Below are 21,826 nucleotides of genomic sequence, written 5' to 3' on the forward strand. Positions count from 1 at the left end.
TCACTATCTCCCACAACCCGTCCGGAACGATCCATCCCCACCGTCCACTCCCCATGACCCGTACAACTGCCAACTGACCATGTAGGACACGGTCTAAGACCGTGTCCTATGTGGTGAGGCGGACGAGTCGTTTGTAGCAGCAGAGGCCTGCAGCGAGGCCGAGGAAAGCCAGGTAGTTGCGGGAGTGGCGCTCGTAACGGTGGTTGAGTCTGCGGTAGCCGGTCAGCCAGGACATGGTCCGCTCGATTACCCACCGGCGCCGCCCGAGCCGTTCGGAGGACTCGATTCCCTTGCGGGCGATGCGGACGCCGATCCGCTTGCCGCGGAGTCATTTCCGCAGTTCAGGAATGTCGTAGGCCTTGTCGGCGTGCAAGCGTTGAGGCTTGAAGTGGCGGCCGCGGTGAGGGTCGTGTCTCGTTTGGTGACCGAGCACCATCGGCTTCAAGGCCTGGCTGTCGTGGGTGTTGGCGGCCGAGACGCAGACGAGGAGGGGCAGTCCGTTCGCGTCCGACAGGACGTGCATCTTGGAACCCTGCTTGCCCCGGTCCACGGGGCTCGGACCTGTGAGTTCGCCCCTTTTTTAGCGCGGACATGAGCGGAGTCGAGCACCACGCGGGAGAGATCGAGGAGGCCCGCGTCGTCGAGCCGGTGCAGGATCTCCTCGTGCAGCCGGCCCCAGACTCCGGCCCTCGACCAGATCAGGAACCTGCGGTGGGCCGTCGACTTCGATATCCCGAAACAGGGCGGCAGCGATCGGCAGGCACAGCCGCTGACCAGGACGTAGATGATCGCCGCGAACAGCGTCTCATCAGGCGTGTCCTGCGTTCCACCGCCCTGCGGCCGCACCCTCGACGGTGGGATCAACGGCAGCGCGATCTCCCACAACCCGTCCGGAACAATCCAACTCCACGTACCCCGCCCCATATCAAGGCCAACGAACGCCTCACCACATAGGAGACGGTCTTATTACCTGGTTATGCGAGCCCTGCTACGTTCGGCGGGCGGACTGGCGGCGTGAAAACCGCTGGTCCGACCACGTCACCGGACCGAGGAGAGATCCCGACATGCGCCGCGCTTCCCGTACGGGCATCGGGGCGGCCGCCGCAAAGCGGTGGACCGTACCGGGCCGCGTCGGATCGACCGGCGGCGCCGCGGTCCTCGGATCCGGTGGGCTGTACGTCGCCGGTCCGCTGCCGACCGGCGAGGACGCCGCCCCCGGCACCGGAGGAGTGCGCGGGCTCGACGTCGCCGTGGACCGCGGGTTGGCCACGGGCGGCAAGGAAGTCCGGCGGGAGACGATGAAGACCCGGGGCGCACCGCGTGACAGTGTGACCCGCGGCGCGTAGGACGCGGGGAACGCCGCGGAACGCCGGAGGGGCGTCGGAACGTCGGAGGCGGCAGTGTCGGAGGCGGGGACACCCGTGGCGGGGACAACAGGGACAGCAGGGGCAGCAGTGTCGGGGACAGCGGTGGTGGGGGCGAGGATGTCGGTGGCGAGGGTGCCGGGAGCCGGCGCGGCGGGGGCCGGAGCGAGCGGTACCGAAGCGACCGGTACCGGCGCGGCGGGTGCCGACGGGACGGGCGTCGGAGCGACCGGGGCCGACGCGGCCGGGATCGCGGTGACGGCCTCGGCCGGGGCCGCCGGCGGACGACTGGCGGGGGTCGATGCCGTGCGCGGCATCGCCGTACTCGGCATGTTCGCCGTCCACGTCGGTCCGGGCCCCGAGCCCGACGGCGCCGGCTACCTGCTCGTCGCCGCCGACGGACGGGCCCCGGCGCTCTTCACGCTGCTGGCCGGTTTCTCCCTGGTCCTCGCCCAGCGCGGCCGGAACCCCTCGGACGGGCCGGGAGGCTGGTCGGGACGCTACCGCCCCCTGCTGATCCGGTGCGCGATCCTGGCCGCGCTCGGTCTGGGACTGGCCTCGCTCTGGCCCGGCATCCTGGTGATCCTGGCCTTCTTCGCCGTGTACTTCCTGGCCGCCGAGCCCTTCACCCGGCTCTCCACCCCCGTGCTCGGCACCGTGGCGGGCGTGTCGGTGGTGGCGGGCCCGCTGCTGTCGTTCCTGCTCGGCCCGGTGTTCGGGTACGGCTCCTCCGGGCGGGGCCTGGTGCCCGAGGCCGCCGATCTGACCAGCTGGGCCGGGCTGGGCGATGTGGTGACCGAGCTGCTGCTGACCGGGGCGTACCCGCTGGCCACGTACTTCCCGTACGTGCTGGCCGGGATGGCCCTGGCCCGGCTCTGCGACATACGGGAGCGCGCGGTGTCCGCCCGGCTGGTGGTGTGGGGTGCGGCGGCCGCCGTGGCCGGCTACGGCTCCGCGTGGCTCGCGACCCACGTCTTCGGCGCCCGGGAGCGGCTGCTGGAGGCGATAGCGGTGCACCACCCGGAGGCGATGGGCGCCGCCGATCCGGTACGGGAGGTCCTGAACGGGCAGTACGGCGCGGTGCCCAGCACCTCGTGGGACTGGCTGCTGGTGGCCGATCCTTACAGCCAGACCCCGCTGGAGACGCTCGGCAACGCGGGTGTGGGCGCCGCCCTCATCGGGCTGTGCGCGCTGGTCGCGCGGCACCGGCTGGGCGCCGGCCTGCTGCGGCCGCTCACCCTCCTGGGGGCGATGGCGCTCAGTGCGTACGTCGTCCACGCGCTGGTGCTGGCCGGGCCGGCCCACGGCGCCGCGTCGTGGGGCGCGTGGATCGGCTTCAGCGGAGCCGCGCTGGGGCTGACCTGGGTCTGGCAGCGGGTCTGGGCCGACAGCCCGCTGCGCCGCGGCCCGGTGGAGTACGCACTGCGCCTGGCTGCGCAGGGCCGAAGCCGGGGCTAGATCATTCGCGCGTGCCCCGGCAGGTCGCCGGGCCCGCGGATCGCGGGAGGCAGCACTTCAGCCGCCCGGCAGGTCGCAGGGCTGCAAGGCGCGGGGGCCCGCAGATCGCGGGCCCGGCGGGTCGCGGGGCCGGCGCGCCGCGGGGAGCAGCAGGTCGCGGGCCCGCACTTCGCGGGCCCGGCACTTCGCGAGCAGGCCTCGACGGCGGTCCCGGACGGGCCGGGACCGCCGGAGGCGCGACCTCCCGAGCGGCTGGGGAGCTGCTCGGGTCAGCGGTCAGGGGTCAGGAGTTCTGGTCGCGGGTCTTCTCGGCCCGCTCCGCGTTCCGCTCCTTGATGCGCACGGCTTCCTTGCGGACGTCCGCCTGGGTGGCGCGCTCCCGCTGGAGCCACTCGGGCGCCTCGTTCTTCAGCGCGTCGATCTGCTCCGTGGTGAGGGCTTCGGTGACGCCGCCGCGCGCCAGGCCCGCGATCGAGACGCCCAGCTTCGCGGCGACCACGGGCCGCGGGTGCGGGCCGTTGCGCCGCAGCTCCTGCAGCCACTCCGGCGGGTCGGCCTGCAGGGCGCTCAGCTCGGTGCGCGAGACCACGCCCTCCTGGAATTCGGCGGGGGTGGCCTCAAGGTACACACCCAGCTTCTTTGCCGCGGTCGCGGGCTTCATCGTCTGGGTGCTCTGGTGCGATGTCATGGTCCCAAGGGTATCGAGCATGTGCGCTACCTCCGACCACGACCGGTAACCTGGCGGAGTGACAGGCTCGGAAGTATCCCCATCATCGTTCCGGCTCGCGTATGTACCGGGGGTGACGCCCACCAAGTGGGTGCGGACCTGGCACGAGCGGCTGCCCGACGTTCCCCTGACCCTCGTGGCGGTGTCCCCCGCCGAGGCCTTCGACGTGCTGCGCGGCGGCGGTGCCGACGCCGGATTCGTCCGGCTGCCCGTGGACCGGGACGACCTCAGCGCCATCCCGCTCTACACCGAGACGACCGTGGTGGTGATCCCGAAGGACCACCTCGTGGCGTCCGTCGAGGAGATCACCGCCGACGACCTCGCGGACGAGATCGTGCTGCATCCCCTCGACGACACCCTCGACTGGGAGCGCCCGCCGGGCCTACCCGCCTTCGAGCGCCCGGCCACGACGGCGGACGCCGTCGAACTCGTGGCGGCGGGGGTGGGCGTGCTGGTCGTTCCGCAGTCGCTCGCCCGCCTGCACCACCGCAAGGACCTGACCTACCGGCCGGTCTCGGGGACCCCCGAGTCGCGGGTGGCACTGTCCTGGCCGCAGGAGCAGACCACCGACCTGGTGGAGGAGTTCATCGGGATCGTCCGGGGACGGACCGTGAACAGCACCCGGGGCCGGCCCCCGACACCGCCGCAGCCGAAGGCCAAGCGCGCGGACAAGGCCGCAACGCAGCGCAAGCCGGCCGGCGGCAAGTCGACGGGCCGCAACTCCCGCGGCGGTGCGGGTGGTTCCGCCGGCGCCAAGGGCGCCAAGAACGCCAAGGGCACCAAGAGCTCCAAGCCCCGACGCAGGCCGTAGTCCCTCCCCCGGCAGTTCCCCCCGTCACCCGTCCGCGTGACGGGTGGGACTCCGGTGGTGCGCGTACGGCAGGGTGGGCGGATGCAGTTGTGCCGGGCCCTGCCCCTGACCCTTGCCGCGCTCGTCATGGCCACCGGGTGCATGACCGTCCGTCCCGCGACTCCGCCCGGCGCACCGCGCCTGGCAGCGGCGGCGGCCGCCGCCCGTACGGAAACGGCGGAACGGGCCGGATCCGCCCTGCCGCTGAGCCGGCTGCCGCTGGCGATGGAGGCCTTACCGGCCCCGGCCGCTCCGGCGGCTCCGGCGGCTCCGGCGGCTCCGCCTGAGCCCCTCGTACCGGACGCGGCCGCGCCACGACCTCCCGCTCCGCCCGCCGCCGGGCCGCCGCCGCGCCCCCGACCGGCCGAACCGCCCCGGCGGGCGCGGCCCGCGAAGCCCGCGCGCCCTGCCCCGGCGAAGCCCCGCAAGCGCCCGGCGCCCCCGAAGTCCCGGCCCGCGCCGCAGCGTTCGTACGACATGGCCGCCCTGTGCGAGGCGGCCCGGGGCACGGTCTCGCCGTCCATCGCGGCCCTGTGCCGATAGGCCCGGCGGGCTCCGATTAGGCTCGGAGCCGTCAGGCGGACAGCGACTCGGGGAGCACGGTGCACATCACGGACGCGGGACCGGAGGCGGCGGCGCCAGTCGTCCGCGCGCTGCGCGATCTGGCGCGGGAACGGCCGGACGAGGTCGAGCTGTTCGACGGTTTCACCGACGCCGAGCTGGACTCCTGGCCGGTCGCCGTACCGGACGGCGTCCGGGCCGTGCTGCGGGCGATCGGCGGCCTGGAGGCCGGGGAGCACGCGTACCGCTTCGGGCCGCGCGGCCGGGAGAGGTTCGCGGACGGCTGCTGGACCCTGGGCGCCCTGGACTTCGGCGAGGGCTCGCTGATCGTCGGGGTCGGGTCCGCCGGCTGGGGCCCGGTCGTCGCCGTCCACCCCTGGGGCGACGACCGCGACGTCACCGTCGAGGCACCGGACTTCGTCGCCTGGCTCGCCGGCTTCGCCGGGCGGCTGTCGGGCGGGGCGCGGGAACTCCCGCCCGGTGCAAGGCCGTCCTTCGTGCCCGCGGTGCCGACCGTCGAGGTGGCGGAGGGGACGGACCGGGAACTCGCCTCGCTCGTCGGCCGGGGCGACTCGCTGACCGACCTCGTCGATCTGCACGCGGTGTCCGGGTACCCGTGCGCGGTGGACTGGGAGCCGTACTTCTCGACGGTCTACGAGACGGCCGACACAGGGAGCAGCGAGGTCCAGTTCCGGATCGTGGGCGACGGCCGGGCGCTGCTCCTGCGCAGTGTCGTGAGCGGGGACTTCCTCGGCAGGCCGGTCCGCCGGCCCGCGGTACCCGCGGACGCGGCGCACCGTGCGGTGGCCGAACTGCGGTCGCTGTCCGCCCGGTTCCCCGCATTCGTCGTGCTCACTCCCGGCACTTCGGACGCCGCCATGGACGGCTGGGGCGCGCCGGTGCCGCAGGACGTCCGTAGCGTGCTCCGCGAGGTGGGCGGCGTCGCGGTCCAGGGGCTTCCGGCGCTGCGGCTGCTGCCCGGCGACCCGGGGCTCGCGGTGGACCCCGAGGTGCACCGCATGCTGGGCGGGGACGGGACGTACTGGCCGCTCGCTCTGGTGGGCCGGGGTCGCGGTCAGGCGCTCGTACAGGTCCGGATCGACCCGGAGACCGGGCGGTGGGGGTACGCCGTGTCCGTGTCCGCCGAGGCCGAGGGGCTGCGGGAGTACCCGGAGGTGACACTGCTCGCCGAGTCGCTGGCGGACCTGCTGCTGACCTTCGCCCGGCTGGCCCGGGAGGCCGCCGACGGACCGGGTTTCGCGGGCCGGGTCACCCGCGACGCCCGGTGGCTGTCCCCCAACACCGGGGAGCCCTGGCCCCGTCCGGCCCCGGTGGGCGAATGGGCCGGCTCGGCGGACCCGCTGCTCGCGGCGGCCGCCGGGCTGCCGGACGGGACGCACGCCGCCGACCTGCGGGCGGTCCCGATCCCGAGCGACCTGTGCTTCCACCGGGCGGCGAAGTGGCCGTACGCGGCGCGGTTGGAGCGCCTGCACTTCGCCGCGGGCGGGCAACTGGCCGCCGCCGTACCGGCCGACGCCTGACGGAGGGGCGGGGGCGGGGGGCGGCGGTGCGGCCCGCGCGGCTACCGAACGTTCCGGTCGGCAGCTGCCGAGGCGTCCGTGACGTGCGTTTTCGGGTGGTTCCCTCCTGCATATTGGGTGGAGGCGCGCCCTTCGCGTACCTACAGTGACGGGGCAGCACGTCGTCGAGCAGGAGCGGACCATGCGCACCCACTATCCCCGCACGCCGCACCTGCCCTGGTCCCCCGGGGCCACCTCGGACGATGTGCGGGCGACCGGGCCGGCCGGGCTCGCCGGGCGCGAGGTCGTGGTGACCGAGAAGCTCGACGGGGAGAACACCACCCTGTACCGGGACGGCCTGCACGCGCGCTCGCTCGACTCGGCGCACCATCCGTCCCGGGCCTGGGTCAAGGGTCTCCAGGGCCGTATCGGCGGCCGGATACCGGCCGGTTGGCGGGTGTGCGGGGAGAACCTCTACGCCCGGCACTCGCTCGCGTACGACGATCTGGACAGCTGGTTCTACGGCTTCTCGGTCTGGGACGGCGAGCGCTGCCTGGACTGGGACCGGACCGCGGCCTTCCTGCGGGGGCTGGGCGTGCCCGCCCCGCGCGTGCTGTGGCGGGGCGTCTTCGACGAACGGGCCCTGCGCAGGCTGCGGCTGGACACGGCCCGGCAGGAGGGTTACGTCGTACGGACCGTGGACGGTTTCGCGCGGGAGGACTTCGGCCGGTACGTGGCCAAGTGGGTGCGCGGGGGCCACGTACGGACCGACACGCACTGGATGTTCGCGCAGGTGGTGCCCAACGGGCTCGGGGCGGCGGCTCCCCTGTGGGCCGTGCGCTCGGGCGCGGGGGCCGACGCGGCGGAACTGCTGGCGGCAGCGGGTGCCGGACCGGCGGGCACGCCCGGTACGTCAGGTCCGGCGGGTGCGTCGCAGGCCTCGGCGGCGGCAGCGGGCCCCGGGGCGGACACGGGCCTCGTCGGGGCCGATCGGGCCGTGGTCGACGAGGTCGCGGCCCTGATCGACGGCATGGAGCGGGAGCGCACGGGGGACGCCCGGCTGGCCGGGGTACTGGCCGCCGCGCTGCACCGCGCGCCCCGGGCCCGGATCGCGGCGCGGCTCGCGGCGGGCCCGCTCGGGACGGGTCTCGCGCGCAGGGTGGCCGACCTGGTCGGCCTGTACCCCTACCTCCAGCGGCCGTTCCCCGACGCGGAGCGGCGGGCCGGGCTGGTCCGGATGGCGGAGTCCGCCGACCTCGGGGTGCTGCACGCGCTCGCCGGCGCCGCGGCGGGGGACGCGGGGGCGCGGGAGTGCGTGGAATGGTCCGCGCTGTGCGCCGAGGACGCGGGGCTGCTCGGCCCGGATCCGCTGGGGTTCCTGCGGGACGGGCTGCGCGAGGACCTCGCGGGACTGGACGCCGACGCGGCGGACCGCTGCTGGGCCGAGGCCCGGCGCGCGTTCGGTGAGGGCCGGATCGGCACGCGCGAGGAGGCCGTGGCGGCGACGTGGCGGTGGCGGGACGGAGAGTTCCCGCGGCTGATCCAGCTGTGCGGGCCCTCGGGCAGCGGCAAGAGCACCTTCGCCCGCGGCCTGACCGGTGTGGACACGTACATCGGGCTCGACGACCTGCGCACCGCGCGGGGTTCCCGGGCCGACCAGCGTGCCAACCCGCAGGTGCTGCGCGAGGCCCTGGACCGGCTCGACGACGCACTGGCGCGGGGCGCCACGGTGGTGTGGGACGCCACCTCCCTGACCGATCGGCAGCGCGGCACGGCGGGCTCCGTGGCGCGTCGGCGCGACGCGCTGGTCACCCACGCCGTGGTGCTGGTCGAGGAGGCGGAGCTGTTGCGGCGCAACGCGGCGCGGGCCCACCCCGTGCCGCCGGAGGTGCTGGCGGGCCAGCTGCACCGGTTCGGCCCGCCGTATCCGGGCGGTGCGCACCGGACCTGGTACATCGGCGCCGGCGGCACGGTCGAGGACACGGCGGGCCGCCTCGGGGGCGGGGCGGCGAGCGGCGCGTCGGGCGGGGCGGCCGGTTCGACCGGTCCGGCGGCTCCGGCGCACACGGCGACGGGCGGGGAACACTGATGCGTACCAGCGAGGAGCTCTACCACCGGGTCCGCTGGGACCCGCGGTTCGATCCGGCCCGGTTCGTCCTGGGACTGCTGCAGCGCGGGGCCGGGCCCGAGCGGGTCCCCCTGCCGTCCTTCGTGCCCGGTGGCGACATCCCCTGGCACCGGGTCCTGTTCGTGGAGGCGGACGGGGAACTGGTGTGGGACCGGGCCACGGGTGTGGACCGGATCGACGTCACCGAGGCGGGGCGGGTCCGCGGCCCGCGCCTGCTGCGCGCGCCGTTCTTCGCCGCGCGCACCCCGTACGCGTGGGACCCGTCGGGTGCCGGGGCCTGGCGGCCGGCCGGCGCCGTACCGCGTGTCCCGGGGACGGGCCCCACGTCGGTGCGGCTGCTGACGTGGAACACGCTCTGGGACCGGTACGACGCCCCGCGGATCGCCACCGCGCGACGCAGGCCGCTGCTGCTCGCCGACCTGGCCGCCGCCGACGCGGACGTCATCGCGCTCCAGGAGGTCGAGCCCGAGCTGCTCCGCATGCTGCTGGCCGAACCGTGGGTCCGGGACGCGTACACGGTCGGTACGGATCCGGGCGGCCGGGACGTCGCCTCGTACGGCCTGCTGGTGCTGAGCCGACTGCCGGTCCTGGAGGCGGGGCTGCGCGAACTCAGGGCGCACAAGGCGGTGACCGCCGTGACGGTGGACACTGCGGTGGGCCCGCTGGTCGTCGCGGACACCCATCTGACCAGCGACCACACTCAGGACGGGGCGGTGCGGCGAACGGCCGAACTGGCGCTGCTCGCCGAGGGCCTGGGCGGCATCGGGGCCGAGGTGGCGCTGCTCGGGGACTTCAACGACGGCCGCTCCGGAGCCGAGGGGCCGGCCGGTGCGCTGGGGCTGCGGGACGCCTGGTGCGAGGTGCACGGCGCGGCGGACGACACGCCGACCTTCGACCCGGTGGCCAATCCGCTGGCGGCGGTCGGTTCGCTGTCCGGGCGGGCGGCCCGGCTCGACCGCATCCTGCTGGGGTCCTCCGGGACCCGGACGGCGCGGGTGACGCGGGCGGCACTGTGCGGCGACTCCCCGGGTCCGGAGGGGCTGTTCGCCTCCGACCACTTCGGTGTGGAGGCGTCGGTGGAGTTCGGCGCGCCGGACGGCGGTCCCGCCGTGCTGGACCGTGCGGGGACGACGCGGACGGCGGTGGCCTGGCTGCCGCCCCGCCTCCCCTCGGGGGTGGAGGAGGTGCGGCGCGAGCACGACCCGCGGGCCGGGCGGTGGCCCGCGCACGTCAATCTGCTCTTCGGCTTCGTACCGGAGTCCTCGTTCACGGAGGCGGTCGTGCTGGTCTCCGAAGTCGCCGCCGCGACAGTGCCGTTCCGTACTTGGCTGGAGGGGGTGTACAGCTTCGGGCACCGCGAGGACGCGACGTTGTGGCTGGACCCGGCAGCGGCGGGCGGCGAGGCCCCGTGGCGGGAACTGCGGCGGGCGCTCGTGGAGCGGTTTCCCGGATGCCGGGGCCGCGCAGACGGGCCGGACGGTTACACCCCGCACCTGACGCTGGGGCGCAGCCGGGACCCGCGGCGGGCTGCCGCCGATTTCACCGCCCGGCTCGGCGGCGGTGTGTCCGCGCGGGTCGGGGAGCTGGCCGTGCTCTCGCGGCGCGGGGACGGGCCGATGCGGGTCCGGGCGACGGTGGAGTTGGGCACGGGCCGAGTGCGGTGGGCGGCGGAGCCGCCGAGCGCGGCGGGCGGCGCGGCGGGCGGAACGGCAGGCCGCGCGGCAGGCGGAGCGGCGCGTGGTGCGCTCGGCGGCGCGGCGGACAGTGCGGCAGGTGGCGCGGCGGGCGTCGGGATCGCGGACCGGGATGCCGGGACCGGGGCGGCCGCGCGGGTTGCCGCGCGGATCTCCGGCGCCCTCGCTGACGGGGTGGTGCACGTCGTCGGGTCCCGACGCATGGGCTGCGCCCTGCCCGACGCCGACCTGGACCTGGTGGCCGCGCTGCCGGGCGAGGCGCGCGTCGCCGACGTACGGGAGCGGATCGCGGCGGCGCTGCCCGGGGCCGAGCGGTTGCGGGAGGTCACCGGGGCGCGGGTTCCGGGACTGCGGCTGCGGGTCGGAACGCTGGACGTGGACCTGACGGTGGTCGCCACCGGCGCGCTCGACCCGGCGGCGGCTGTGGAGCGGCGGACCGGCCTGGGCGAGGCGGCGGCCGTGGCGCTGAGCGCCGTGAGCGACGCGGATGCGGTACGGGGCTCCGCGGGGGCGGGGCACGCGGCGTTCGCGCGTCTGGCACGGGAGGTGAAGGCATGGGCCCGGGCACGCGGGCTGGACTCGGCGCCGTTCGGCGGGCTGCCGGGGTTGGCCTGGACCGTGCTCGCCGCCCGTACGGTGCGCGAGGCGGGGGCGCTACCGCCCGACGCCCTGCTGCACGCGTTCTTCGGCACGTGGGCCGCCTGGGACTGGCGGGAGCCGGTCGCCCTGATACCGACGGACACGCCGGGCACCACCGGCCCGGCGGGCACCGCAGGCACCACGGGCTCGGCAAGCACCGCAGGAACCGTAGGCACCGCGGGCACGGCGGACGCCGCAGGTACCACCGGCACGGCGGACACCGCGGGCACAACAGGCCTGGCAGGCACCACCTGCACCCTGGGCACCAAAGGCCCGGCGGGCACCAGCCGCGCCGCGGGTGCCACCGGCACCTTGGACGCATCCGGGGCGGTCCGGCCGGACCGCCCCGCGGGGGTGAACGGGTGCGGCCCGCGGGTGTCCGCGGCGGTGCCGCCGCCGCAGGCCGTCGGCGCCGGGCCGGTGACCGTGCTCACGCCCTCGGAACCTGTGCGCAGTTGCACCGCCCAGGTGGGGACCGGCATGCGGGACCTGCTGCTCCGGGAGTTGTACCGGGCTTGGGAGCTGCTGGAGGCCGACCCGGGGGCCCTCGCGGAGGTGCTGGCCCCGCCGCCCCTGCACCGCCGGCACGCGGCTTGGGCCGTGGTGACCGTACGGGCTTCGGCGCCGCGGGAGTTCGAGCAGTCCCTGGGCCGGACACGGGGCCGGCTGCGGGCGCTGCTCGGCGCCCTGGAAGAGGCCGGGTACGGTGACGTCCATGCCTGGCCCCGCCCGTTCGAGGCCGGTCCGACGCTCGCCCGCTACGCGATCGGGCTGGGCGCCACCCCGCCCGACGCCGCGCGGCTGTCCGCCCTGGCCGCTTCCTGGTCGTCCGGTCTCCCGGGCGTCGAGGTCGTCCGCGCGGCGTGCGCGGACGTCCCGGACCTCCGCTGAGCGTGGAGCGGGCCCGGCAGCGGTAGCGCCCCGCACCGGGACGACGAGTAACGAACGCATGGCCACACCTGCGCTGCGGCCGGGCACACTTCCCGAACACGGTCCGAGCTCCGTCCCGCCGGGCGGGCACGGCGGGACGGAGCGGTCAGGAGCATCAGTACAGCCGTGCGAACTTTTTTCGTCAATACTTTTCACAAGGATTGAAGAAACCCCAAGTTCACGGGCCTGAGGCGCAGTTGACATGCCGCTCGGCCTTCAGTTCATGAACGCTCAAACCCTTGACGGCCTTCGCGGAGGGCAGTTCACTCACGCTTCGATCCCCCCCGGATCCATGACGTCAGGAGCCCCCCGCATGCCCCTCCTCTCCGATCGCCCGCCGCGGCTCACCGCCGCGGCGCTCGCCTCCGTCCTGATCGCGGCCCTCCTCGTGCTGCTGCCCGGCGCCGCCGCCCACGCGGCTCCCGTGCTCCTCTCCCAGGGCAAGGCGGTCACCGCCTCCAGCCTGGAGGGCGCCGGGACACCCGCCGGCGCGGCCGTCGACGGCGACAACGGCACCCGCTGGTCCAGCCGGTTCGCCGACCCGCAGTGGATACAGGTCGACCTCGGGGCCCCGGCCCGGCTGAGCCAGGTGGTCCTGCGCTGGGAGACCGCGTACGCGAAGGCGTACCGCATCGAACACTCGCTGGACGGTGCCAACTGGACCACCGCCTGGTCCACGACCACGAGCACCGGCGGGGTCCAGACCCACGACATCACCGGCACCGCCCGCCACGTCCGCGTGTACGGAACCGCGCGGGCCACCGGATACGGCTACTCGCTCTGGGAGTTCCAGGTGTACGGCACCTCCGGCACAGGCCCGGTGATCCCGGGCGGCGGCGACCTCGGCCCCAACGTGATCGTCTTCGACCCGTCGACCCCCGGCATCCAGGCCAAGCTGGACGAGGTGTTCACGCAGCAGGAATCCGCGCAGTTCGGCTCCGGCCGCTACCAGTTCCTCTTCAAGCCCGGCACGTACAACGGCCTGAACGCCCAGATCGGCTTCTACACCTCGGTCTCGGGCCTCGGCCTGAGCCCCGACGACACCACCATCAACGGTGACGTGACCGTGGACGCCGGCTGGTTCGGCGGCAACGCCACCCAGAACTTCTGGCGTTCGGCCGAGAACCTGGCGCTCAACCCGGTGAACGGCACCAACCGCTGGGCGGTCTCGCAGGCGGCCCCGTTCCGCCGGATGCACGTCAGGGGCGGCCTGAACCTGGCCCCGAGCGGTTACGGCTGGGCCTCCGGCGGCTACATCGCGGACTCGAAGATCGACGGCCAGGTCGGCAACTACTCGCAGCAGCAGTGGTACACCCGTGACAGCTCGATCGGCGGCTGGTCCAACGCCGTCTGGAACCAGGTCTTCTCCGGCACCCAGGGCGCCCCGGCGCAGTCCTACCCGAACCCGCCCTACACCACCCTCGACACCACGCCGACCTCCCGGGAGAAGCCCTTCCTCCACCTGGACGGGACCGAGTACAAGGTATTCGTCCCGGCCAAGCGCACCGACGCCCGCGGCACCTCCTGGGGCAACGGAGCGCCGCAGGGCAGCTCGATCCCGCTGAGCCAGTTCTACGTGGTCAAGCCCGGCGCGAGCGCGGCGACCATCAACGCGGCGCTGACGCAAGGCCTGCACCTGCTCTTCACCCCGGGCGTGTACCACGTGGACCGGACCATCCAGATCAACCGCCCGGACACGGTCGTCCTGGGCCTCGGCCTCGCCACGATCATCCCGGACAACGGCGTGACGGCGATGAGGGTCGCCGACGTGGACGGCGTGAAGCTGGCCGGCTTCCTGATCGACGCCGGCCCGGTCAACTCCCCCACCCTGCTGGAGGTCGGGCCGGCGGGCGCCGCCGCGGACCACTCGGCGAACCCGACCACCGTCCAGGACGTGTTCATCCGCGTCGGCGGCGCGGGCCCGGGCAAGGCCACGCTCGGCATGGTGGTCAACAACGACGACACGATCGTCGACCACACCTGGATCTGGCGGGCCGACCACGGCGACGGGGTGGGCTGGGAGACCAACCGCTCCGACTACGGCTTCCGCGTGAACGGGGACGACGTGCTGGCCACCGGTCTGTTCGTCGAGCACTTCAACAAGTACGACGTGGAGTGGAACGGCGAGCGCGGCCGCACTATCTTCTTCCAGAACGAGAAGGCCTACGACGCCCCCGACCAGGCGGCGATCCAGAACGGCTCCGTCAAGGGGTACGCGGGCTACAAGGTGGCCGACGCGGTGAACACCCACGAGGGCTGGGGCCTGGGCAGTTACTGCTACTACAACGTGGACCCCACCATTCGTCAGGAGCACGGGTTCCAGGCGCCGGTGAAACCGGGAGTCAAGTTCCACGACCTCCTGGTCGTCTCGCTCGGCGGCAACGGGCAGTACGAGCACGTCATCAACGGCATCGGCGCTCCCACTTCGGGCACCTCGACCGTCCCCTCCACCGTCGTCTCGTTCCCTTGATCCACGGTCGATCGACGGACACGTCCCTGATCCGGCCCCTTTCCAGCCCTGATCCACCGCCGATCCGTCCTGATCCACCTCTGACCCACCCCTGACCCCGGCTCCGCGCGTCGCCCGTCTCCCCGCCGGGCGGCGCGCGGCCGTGCGTGTCCCGTACCGCGGTCAGACCTCGATGACGATCTTGCCGGCCGTGTGGCCCTCCCGGCTCAGCTCGAAGGCCGCGCCCAGCTCGGACAGCGGGAACGTCCGCGCGACGGACACGGTGAGCTGCCCGGCGTCCGCGAGGCGTCCGAGTGCTTCCAGGTCCCTGCCGTCGGGTCGCACCCACATCCACTCGCCGCCCGAACCGGTCACGGTGGGGTCGGCGATGGAGGCGTGGCGGCCGTCGTCGTGGAGGACTTCGCGGGTGACGGCGAGGACGCCGCCGACGAAGTCCGCCACGACCGTGACTCCGTCGGGGGCGAGGTCGCGCACTCTCCCCGCGAGGCCGTCCCCGTAGGCGACGGGCTCGGCGCCCAGGGCCCGTACGCGGTCGTGGTTGCGGGGGGAGGCGGTGCCGATGACCCGGGCGCCGAGGGCGCGGGCGATCTGCACGCCGAAGGAGCCGACGCCGCCCGCCGCGCCGTGGATGAGGACGGTGTCGTCCTTGCCGGTGCCGAGCCGGGTCAGCACCTGGTGGGCGGTGAGTCCGGCGAGCGGGAGGCCGGCGGCCTCGGCCCAGCCCAGCGAGGCCGGCTTGTGCGCGAGGGCCCGTACGGGCACGCAGACGAACTCGGCGCAGGTGCCGCCGTGCACGTAGTCCTTGCGGACGTAGGCCATGACCTCGTCCCCCTCGGCGAACTCGGGCGCGTCGATGCCCGTCCGCTCGACGGTGCCGGACACGTCCCAGCACGGCACCACGGGATACACCACGTCCATCAGGGCGTCGAGTCCGCCCGCCATGATCTTCCAGTCGACGGGGTTGACGGATGCGCACTTCACCCGTACGAGGACCTCGCCCGGACCGACCTTCGGCACGGGGAGCCGCGTCTCGGCGAGCACCTCCGTCCCGCCGTACGCCGCGTACGCCATCGCCCGCATGGTGTCGTCCTGCTGCATGTAGTCGACCTCTCCGTGGTTGCTGGGCCACCCCCCGGCTCCCATCCCACCACGCACGGCGCGCCCGCCCCGAGAAGCGGGGCGGGCGCGGTGCGGCGGGAGGTCAGTGGGCGGCGCGGTGCGCGGCGATGATCCGGGCGTAGTGGTGTCCGCTGGACTTCACGGTGCGGCGCTGGGTGGCGTAGTCGACGTGGACCAGGCCGAAGCGCTTGTCGTAGCCGTAAGCCCATTCGAAGTTGTCCAGCAGGGACCAGGCGTAGTAGCCGGCGACCGGGGCGCCGCGGCGGGCCGCGCGGGCGCAGGCGGCCAGGTGGGCGGTGAGGTAGGCGGTGCGCTCCGGGTCGTGGACGCTGCCGTCGGGGGCGACGGTGTCGGGGTACGAGGAGCCGTTCTCGGTGATGTGGATGCGTCCCGCGCCGTACTCCCCGGCCAGTCGCATGATCAGGGTCTCCAGGCCGTCGGCGTCGACCTCCCAGTCCATTCCGGTGCGCGGGGCGTCGGGTCGGTCGACCTGGCGGGCGTAGGGGACGGGGCCCGCGGGGTCGGCGGTGACGAACTGGGGGAAGTAGTAGTTCAGTCCGATCCAGTCGAGCGGGGCGGCGATGGTGGCGAGGTCGCCGGGGTGTTCGGGCAGATCGACGCCGTAGACCTCGCGCATGTCGGCGGGGAAGCCTCGGCCGTGCACGGGGTCGAGCCACCAGCGGTTGACGTGGCCGTCCATGCGGCGGGCGGCGGAAAGGTCGGCGTCGCTTCCGGTCGCGGGTCCGACGGTGGAGAGGTTGTTGACGATGCCGATCCGGGCGCCGGGGGCGGCGGCGCGGACGGCTTGGGTGGCGAGGCCGTGGCCGAGCAGGAGGTGGTAGGAGGCGCGGACGGCGGCGGTGAGGTCGCGCAGACCGGGGGCCATCCTGCCCTCCAGGTGGCCGATCCAGGCCGAGCAGAGGGGCTCGTTCAGGGTGGCCCACTGGGTGACGCGGTCACCGAGGCGCTCGGCGACGACCGCGGCGTACACGGCGAAGTGCTCGGCGGTGGCGCGCTCGGGCCAGCCGCCGCGGTCCTGGAGGGCTTGGGGCAGGTCCCAGTGGTAGAGGGTGACGGAGGGCTCGATCCCGGCGGCGAGGAGCCCGTCGGTCAACCGGTCGTAGAAGTCGAGGCCCCTGGTGTTGGCCGGGCCGTCGCCGCCGGGCACGATCCGGGGCCAGGCGACGGACAGCCGGTAGGCGTTGGTTCCGAGCCGGCGCATGAGGTCGATGTCCTGCGGCCAGCGGTGGTAGTGGTCGCAGGCCGTGTCACCGGTGTGGCCGCCGGCGACGGCGCCGGGAGTGCGGGAGAAGGTGTCCCAGATGGAGGGGGCGCGGCCGTCCTCGTCGACGGCGCCCTCGATCTGGTAGGCGGAGGTCGCGGTGCCCCAGACGAAGTCGCGGGGCAGCGCGGCGAGGTCGACGGCGCGGGCGTCGGCGGGGGCGTCGGCCAGGGGCAGGCTTTCGGAAAGGGTCACTTGACGGCTCCTGCCGTGAGTCCGGCCACCAAGTACTTCTGCAGCAGCAGGAATCCGGCGACGACGGGGATGCTGACGACGAGCGAGGCGGCCATGATCTGGTTCCAGTAGACGTCGTTCTGCGTGGAGTAGCCCTGCAGGCCGACGGCGAGGGTGCGGGTCGCGTCGTTGGTCATGACGGAGGCGAAGAGGACCTCGCCCCAGGCGGTCATGAAGGCGTACACGGCGACGGCGACGATGCCGGGCACGGCCGCGGGGATCACGACCCGGAAGAGTGCGCCGAGCGGGCCGCAGCCGTCGACGGTGGCGGCCTCGTCGAGGTCGCGGGGCACGGAGTCGAAGTACCCGATGAGCATCCAGATGGAGAAGGGGAGGGAGAAGGTGAGGTAGGTGAGGATCAGTCCGCCGCGGGAGCCGTAGAGCGCGACCCCGGTGCTGTTCCCGATGTTCACGAAGATCAGGAACAGCGGGAGGAGGAAGAGGATCCCCGGGAACATCTGGGTGGACAGGACGGTCACCGTGAACAGGCGTTTGCCGCGGAAGCGGTAGCGGCTGACCGCGTACGCCGCGAAGACGGCGATGACGACGGAGCAGGCGGTGGCGGTGCCCGCCACGATCAGGGAGTTCACGAAGTACTTGGCGAGCGGCACGGTGTGCCAGATGTCGATGTAGGGGCGGACGGTGAGCCCGCTGGGGATCCAGCGGAACTCCCCAGCGACGTCCTTGAGCGGCTTGAGCGAGCTGGTGACCATCACGTAGACGGGCAGCAGGACGAAGCCGGCGAGCAGGGTCAGGAAGACGGCCCGGACCACCCGGAAGGCGAGCGGCGGATCGAGGGGGCCGCGGGTTCTAGCGGGCATCGGTGTCCTTCCGGCCGCGGCTGGTCAGGAACAGGTAGACGGCGGTGACCAGGAGGAGGAAGAGCAGCAGCAGGACGGACATCGCCGATCCGGTGCCGAAGTTCCAGGTGACGAAACTCGATTGGTAGATGTGGAGGGAGATCAGGTCCGCGGCCTCGGGAGCCGATGTGCCGAAGAGCACGAAGGGTGTGTTGAAGTCGTTGAACGTCCAGAGGAAGAGCACCAGGACCAGCACCTGGTTGACGGCGCCGACCGAGGGCAGGGTGATCCGGCGGATCTGCTGCCAGATGCCGGCCCCGTCCAGGGCGGCGGCCTCGTAGAGGTCCTTGGGGATGTTCTGGAGGGCGGCCATGACGATGAGGAAGGCGAACGGCCAGCCCTTCCAGACGGAGACCGTCAGCAGGGCCCAGAAACTGTTCTCGCCGAGCAGCCAGAAGGTGTGCTCGGCGCCGCCGAGGCCGAGCTGGTCGTGGATGACGTGGTTCACCAGGCCGTTGTCCCGTTGGAACATGAACGCCCAGGTGATGACGGCCGCGTAGACGGGCAGCGCGTACGGGACGAGGAACAGCGCCCGCAGGATGCCCCGGCCCCGGAAGGTCTCCTGCATGAACACGGCGGCGGCGGTGCCCAGCAGCCAGCAGAGGCCGACGGAGAGCAGGGTGAACAGGCAGGTGGTGAGGAAGGAGCCGAGGAGGGCCGCGCCGACGGGCCGGTCGATGTCCACGGCGAGTTCGTAGTTGGACAGGCCCGTCCAGGGCGCGCGGGTCCAGTCCCGTATGAAGAACTGGGTGAGTCGGCGGAAGCTCATCATGATGCCCATCACCATCGGAACCAGGTGGATGAGCAGTTCGAGGAGCAGGGCGGGCAGCAGCAGGAGGTAGGGCAGGGCGATCCGGCGCCGGCGGCCGGGGCGGGCCGGGCGGACGGTGCGGACGGGGCGACCGGGGCGGGGGATGCGGGCCGCCGCGCGGCGCACCCGCCCCGGCACGGCGCCGGGCGGGGTCGCGGTGGGTGCGGAGGTCATCGGGGAGGACTCAGCTCGTCATCTGCTGCTGGGCCTTGGTGAGCCGCGCCCGGACCGATTCGGTGGTCACCGGGCGGCCGGCCGCGGCATCGGCGAACAGCTCCCTGACGGCCGTGCCGACGGCGGTCTCGAACTGCGATTCCTCGGGGACCTGCGGGAGCGGGGCGGCGCTGGTGGCCAGCGTGGTGCGGAGCACGGTGAGGTCCTCGCTGCTGAACGCGGCGTCGGTCTGGGCGGCCTTGACCGGCGGGATGGATCCGTAGGTCTTGTTGAGGAGCTTCTGCTCCTCGTCGCTGGTCATGAACTGCACGAACTTGAGCGCGCCGTCGATGTTGTCGGTGTTCTTGAAGACGGCCATGTTGATGCCGGCCACCATGGAGTTGGTGTTCCTGCCGGGACCGGGGGCGCCGCCCGCGGGGACCGGGACGGGGGCCACGCCCCAGTCGCCCTCCTTCATGCCGTGCGCCTTGAAGCTGCTGGCCGCGCTCTGCCACAGGACCATGGCGGTCTTGCCGTTGGCGAAGTCCTGGAGGGACTGGTTCTTGTCGTACTCGGCGTTCCCGGGCGAGATGATCTCGTGCTTCGCCATCAGGTCGACGTACTGCTTGACGGCCTCGACGTTGGCGGGGCTGTCGAACGCGGGCTTGCCGGAGGCGTCGAAGAACTCGGCCCCGTGCTGCTTGGACAGGACGAACGCCTGGTGGATGTTGTTGGAGAGGTTCGCCCCTTCGGCGCCCAGGGCCCACTTGCCGTCCTTGGACAGCTTCTGGCCGATGGTGACCATCTCGTCCCAGGTGGCCGGCGGCTTCTCGATGCCCGCTTCCCGGAACATCTTCTTGTTGTAGTAGAGCGCGTACGACATCGAGTAGAGCGGGACGGCGGCCGGGTCCTGGCCGGCGGCGCCGGCCGAGCCGATGGCCGACTCGACGAAGCGGTCCTTGCCGCCGATCGCTTCGAAGTTCTTCGCGTCCCACGGGAGCAGGGCTCCGGTGGCCTGGAGGGAGGAGGACCAGGTGTTGCCGATGTTCAGGACGTCCGGGCCCTGCCCGGAGGCGGTGGCGGCGAGGATCCGGTTGAGCAGGTCCGACCAGGGGACGACCTCCAGCTTGACCTTGATGCCGGTCCGCTCCTCGAACTTCTTCAGCTCCGGGGTGAGAACCGCCTGGTCCGCCGCGATGTCGGGGCCCTGGTTGGAGGCCCAATAGGTGAGCTCCTCGGGGGCGGTGTTCGATCCGCCCGCGTCGCCGGCGGATCCCCCGCCGCAGGCGGTGGCGGTGGCGGCGAGCAGGGAGACTGCGACGGCGGCGGCAGCGGCTCTGGTTCTGCGCATGGCGGCTCGGTCCCTTTCGGCGGGGTCGGAGGGCGAAGGCCGACGAGGCGTACTCCGTCCAGGCCTTAATTCAGGACGTGAGTTAAGCCTCGTGAAAGGGTCGCGTCAAGGGGTCGCGCAGGGGTATGTTGCCGTCAATGTCACTGCGGAAGGGGCCGGATGACCACGGGGCGTAGCGGACGTACGGTGCGGGACCTGCGGCGCGGCAATCGGAGCGCCGTCCTGCAACGGCTGTACTTCGGTGGACCGATGAGCCGCCAGGAGCTGGGGCCGGCCACGGGGCTGAGCTCCGGCTCGGTCAGCAACGTCGTCGGCGAACTCGTCGCGGACGGGCTGCTGGAGGAGGCCGGGATCGTCGACTCGGACGGCGGACGACCGCGCACCCTGCTGCGCGTGGCCCCCGGCTGCGCCCACATGATCGGCGTCGACGTGGGGGAAACGCGCGTCCGGGTGGAGCTGTTCGACCTGGCCCTGACCGAACTGGCGCGGACGGAGCTGCCCTTGCTGCCGCGCGGCTGCTACGACGTCGGCCCCATCGTGAACCACATCAGGACCGGCATCGCCACCGTACTGGCCGAGGCCGGGGTGGGGACCGAGCGGCTGCTGGGCGTGGGTATCGGCGTACCGGGCATCGTGGAGCGGGGGGCACCGGGCGGCACGGTGGTGCACGGGCAGACCATCGGCTGGGACGCGGTGCCGCTGGAGGAACTGCTGCGTGCCACGCGGGCGCTACCGGAGGAAGTCCCGTACATCATCGACAACGGTGCGCGGACGCTCGGACAGGCGGAGATGTGGTTCGGGGCAGGGCGCGGGGCACGCGAGGCAGTGGTCGTCCTCTTCGGTTCGGGCGTCGGCGCGAGCCTCATCACCGACGGCTCCCCGGACGGCGGGACGACGGAGGGAACTCCGCTGGAGTGGGGGCACTTGACGGTCTCGGTACGGGGGCGGCGCTGCCGGTGCGGGGCGCTGGGGTGCCTGGAGGCGTACACGGGGGCGGAGTCGCTGCTGGCGCGGTGGGCGGAGCGGGGCGGCGGGGTCGGGAGCAAGGCCTCGGTGGGCTCCGCCCGTCCGGCGGGCTCGGTGGGTTCGGTGGGGCAGGCAGGGCAGGCGGGGCAGACGGGCTCGATGAGTCCGGTGGGGCAGGCGGGCTCCGCGGGGCCCGCCGGGGCCGTGGGCTCCGTGGACGAGGAGGAAGCCCTGTCCGCCCTGCTGAGGGCGGCCGAGGCGCAGGACCCGGTGGCACTGGAGGTGCTGGAGGAGACGGCGGAGTACCTGGGTGCGGGGCTCTCGGACCTGATCAACCTGTTCCAGCCGGAGCGCATCCTGATCGGCGGCTGGGCGGGCCTGATGCTGGGCCCGCACATCCTAGACTCGGTACGGGAGCACGCGACCCGGTACTCCCTGCGCCACCCGGCCGCCCGGGTCGGCATCGGGCTCGGCTCACTGGGCGCGGACGCCGTCACGGTCGGCGCGGCCACCCTCCCGCTGTCGGCGTTCTTCGCGACGGGCGGCCGCCGCGCGACCCCCGAGCCGCGCACGGAACCCCCGGGCTGGCGCACGGCGATGGAGGTCCGCGCCGAGGCCCCGGCGGCCCGCCGCGCGTAACCGGGGGCGTGCGCCGCGGCTCCTCTTCCGGGGGCGCTGCGGCGCACCGCCGCACGGCGCGGGCGGGAGC

Annotated in this window: 15 protein-coding genes and 1 pseudogene; 9 read left to right on the forward strand and 7 right to left on the reverse strand. The window is 73.6% G+C overall.

Annotation, left to right across the window (positions count from 1 at the left end):
* Positions 1 to 106 precede the first annotated feature (106 nt).
* A pseudogene (locus ACWFQ8_RS05515) lies at positions 107 to 924 on the reverse strand (IS5 family transposase).
* Positions 925 to 1,064: 140 nt separating this feature from the next.
* Between ACWFQ8_RS05515 and ACWFQ8_RS05520 the strand changes: the two are divergent.
* Together ACWFQ8_RS05520 and ACWFQ8_RS05525 are read left to right on the forward strand one after the other, a co-directional pair.
* Positions 1,065 to 1,346: a hypothetical protein gene (locus ACWFQ8_RS05520; RefSeq protein WP_453784888.1), complete on the forward strand. Its 282-nt coding sequence runs from the start codon at positions 1,065 to 1,067 to the stop codon at positions 1,344 to 1,346.
* 138 nt (positions 1,347 to 1,484) lie between these two features.
* On the forward strand, positions 1,485 to 2,822 hold the full coding sequence (locus ACWFQ8_RS05525; RefSeq protein ID WP_453784889.1) for a DUF418 domain-containing protein: 1,338 nt from the start codon (positions 1,485 to 1,487) through the stop codon (positions 2,820 to 2,822).
* Positions 2,823 to 3,105: 283 nt separating this feature from the next.
* Here the strand turns inward: ACWFQ8_RS05525 and ACWFQ8_RS05530 are convergent, their stop codons facing one another.
* The gene (locus ACWFQ8_RS05530) at positions 3,106 to 3,510 is read right to left on the reverse strand and encodes a DUF5997 family protein (RefSeq protein WP_453784890.1); all 405 of its coding nucleotides are present in this window, start codon (positions 3,508 to 3,510) and stop codon (positions 3,106 to 3,108) included.
* Between the two features lie 58 nt (positions 3,511 to 3,568).
* On the opposite strand from ACWFQ8_RS05530, the gene ACWFQ8_RS05535 reads away from it, so the two are divergent.
* The 6 genes from ACWFQ8_RS05535 (at position 3,569) to ACWFQ8_RS05560 (ending at position 14,341) form a co-directional block, all read left to right on the forward strand.
* A complete protein-coding gene (locus tag ACWFQ8_RS05535) occupies positions 3,569 to 4,360 on the forward strand; it encodes a LysR substrate-binding domain-containing protein (RefSeq protein ID WP_453784891.1) in 792 nt (263 codons plus the stop codon).
* Positions 4,361 to 4,417: 57 nt separating this feature from the next.
* Positions 4,418 to 4,942: a hypothetical protein gene (locus ACWFQ8_RS05540; protein WP_453784892.1), complete on the forward strand. Its 525-nt coding sequence runs from the start codon at positions 4,418 to 4,420 to the stop codon at positions 4,940 to 4,942.
* Between the two features lie 59 nt (positions 4,943 to 5,001).
* Complete coding sequence (locus ACWFQ8_RS05545) at positions 5,002 to 6,501, forward strand: hypothetical protein (RefSeq protein WP_453784893.1); 1,500 nt, start codon at positions 5,002 to 5,004, stop codon at positions 6,499 to 6,501.
* 181 nt (positions 6,502 to 6,682) lie between these two features.
* On the forward strand, positions 6,683 to 8,569 hold the full coding sequence (locus ACWFQ8_RS05550; protein WP_453785143.1) for an RNA ligase family protein: 1,887 nt from the start codon (positions 6,683 to 6,685) through the stop codon (positions 8,567 to 8,569).
* Positions 8,569 to 11,832 carry a poly(A) polymerase gene (locus tag ACWFQ8_RS05555; RefSeq protein WP_453784894.1) on the forward strand — a complete coding sequence of 1,088 codons (3,264 nt, stop codon included), beginning with the start codon at positions 8,569 to 8,571 and terminating at the stop codon, positions 11,830 to 11,832. Before ACWFQ8_RS05550 ends, ACWFQ8_RS05555 begins: the two co-directional genes overlap by 1 nt.
* A 352-nt stretch (positions 11,833 to 12,184) precedes the next feature.
* Positions 12,185 to 14,341 (forward strand): discoidin domain-containing protein, encoded by a 2,157-nt coding sequence (locus ACWFQ8_RS05560; RefSeq protein ID WP_453784895.1) that lies wholly within the window; start codon positions 12,185 to 12,187, stop codon positions 14,339 to 14,341.
* 162 nt (positions 14,342 to 14,503) lie between these two features.
* Here ACWFQ8_RS05560 and ACWFQ8_RS05565 read toward each other — a convergent pair whose 3' ends face one another.
* The 5 genes from ACWFQ8_RS05565 to ACWFQ8_RS05585 all read right to left on the reverse strand — a co-directional run bounded on the left by ACWFQ8_RS05565 (position 14,504) and on the right by ACWFQ8_RS05585 (position 20,151).
* A complete protein-coding gene (locus ACWFQ8_RS05565) occupies positions 14,504 to 15,421 on the reverse strand; it encodes an NADP-dependent oxidoreductase (RefSeq protein ID WP_453785144.1) in 918 nt (305 codons plus the stop codon).
* A gap of 121 nt (positions 15,422 to 15,542) precedes the next feature.
* Positions 15,543 to 16,937 (reverse strand): GH1 family beta-glucosidase, encoded by a 1,395-nt coding sequence (locus tag ACWFQ8_RS05570; RefSeq protein ID WP_453784896.1) that lies wholly within the window; start codon positions 16,935 to 16,937, stop codon positions 15,543 to 15,545.
* Positions 16,934 to 17,797, reverse strand: coding sequence for a carbohydrate ABC transporter permease (locus ACWFQ8_RS05575; RefSeq protein ID WP_453784897.1), 864 nt, complete (start codon positions 17,795 to 17,797; stop codon positions 16,934 to 16,936). The genes ACWFQ8_RS05570 and ACWFQ8_RS05575 overlap by 4 nt, the downstream gene beginning before the upstream one ends.
* Entirely contained in the window at positions 17,787 to 18,821 is a 1,035-nt protein-coding gene (locus tag ACWFQ8_RS05580; protein ID WP_453784898.1) for a carbohydrate ABC transporter permease, read from the reverse strand. The genes ACWFQ8_RS05575 and ACWFQ8_RS05580 overlap by 11 nt, the downstream gene beginning before the upstream one ends.
* 10 nt (positions 18,822 to 18,831) lie before the next feature.
* Complete coding sequence (locus ACWFQ8_RS05585; protein WP_453784899.1) at positions 18,832 to 20,151, reverse strand: ABC transporter substrate-binding protein; 1,320 nt, start codon at positions 20,149 to 20,151, stop codon at positions 18,832 to 18,834.
* Between the two features lie 159 nt (positions 20,152 to 20,310).
* On the opposite strand from ACWFQ8_RS05585, the gene ACWFQ8_RS05590 reads away from it, so the two are divergent.
* A complete protein-coding gene (locus ACWFQ8_RS05590; protein ID WP_453784900.1) occupies positions 20,311 to 21,756 on the forward strand; it encodes an ROK family protein in 1,446 nt (481 codons plus the stop codon).
* Positions 21,757 to 21,826: the final 70 nt, after the last annotated feature.

This window comes from Streptomyces sp. NPDC055254, assembly GCF_053606025.1.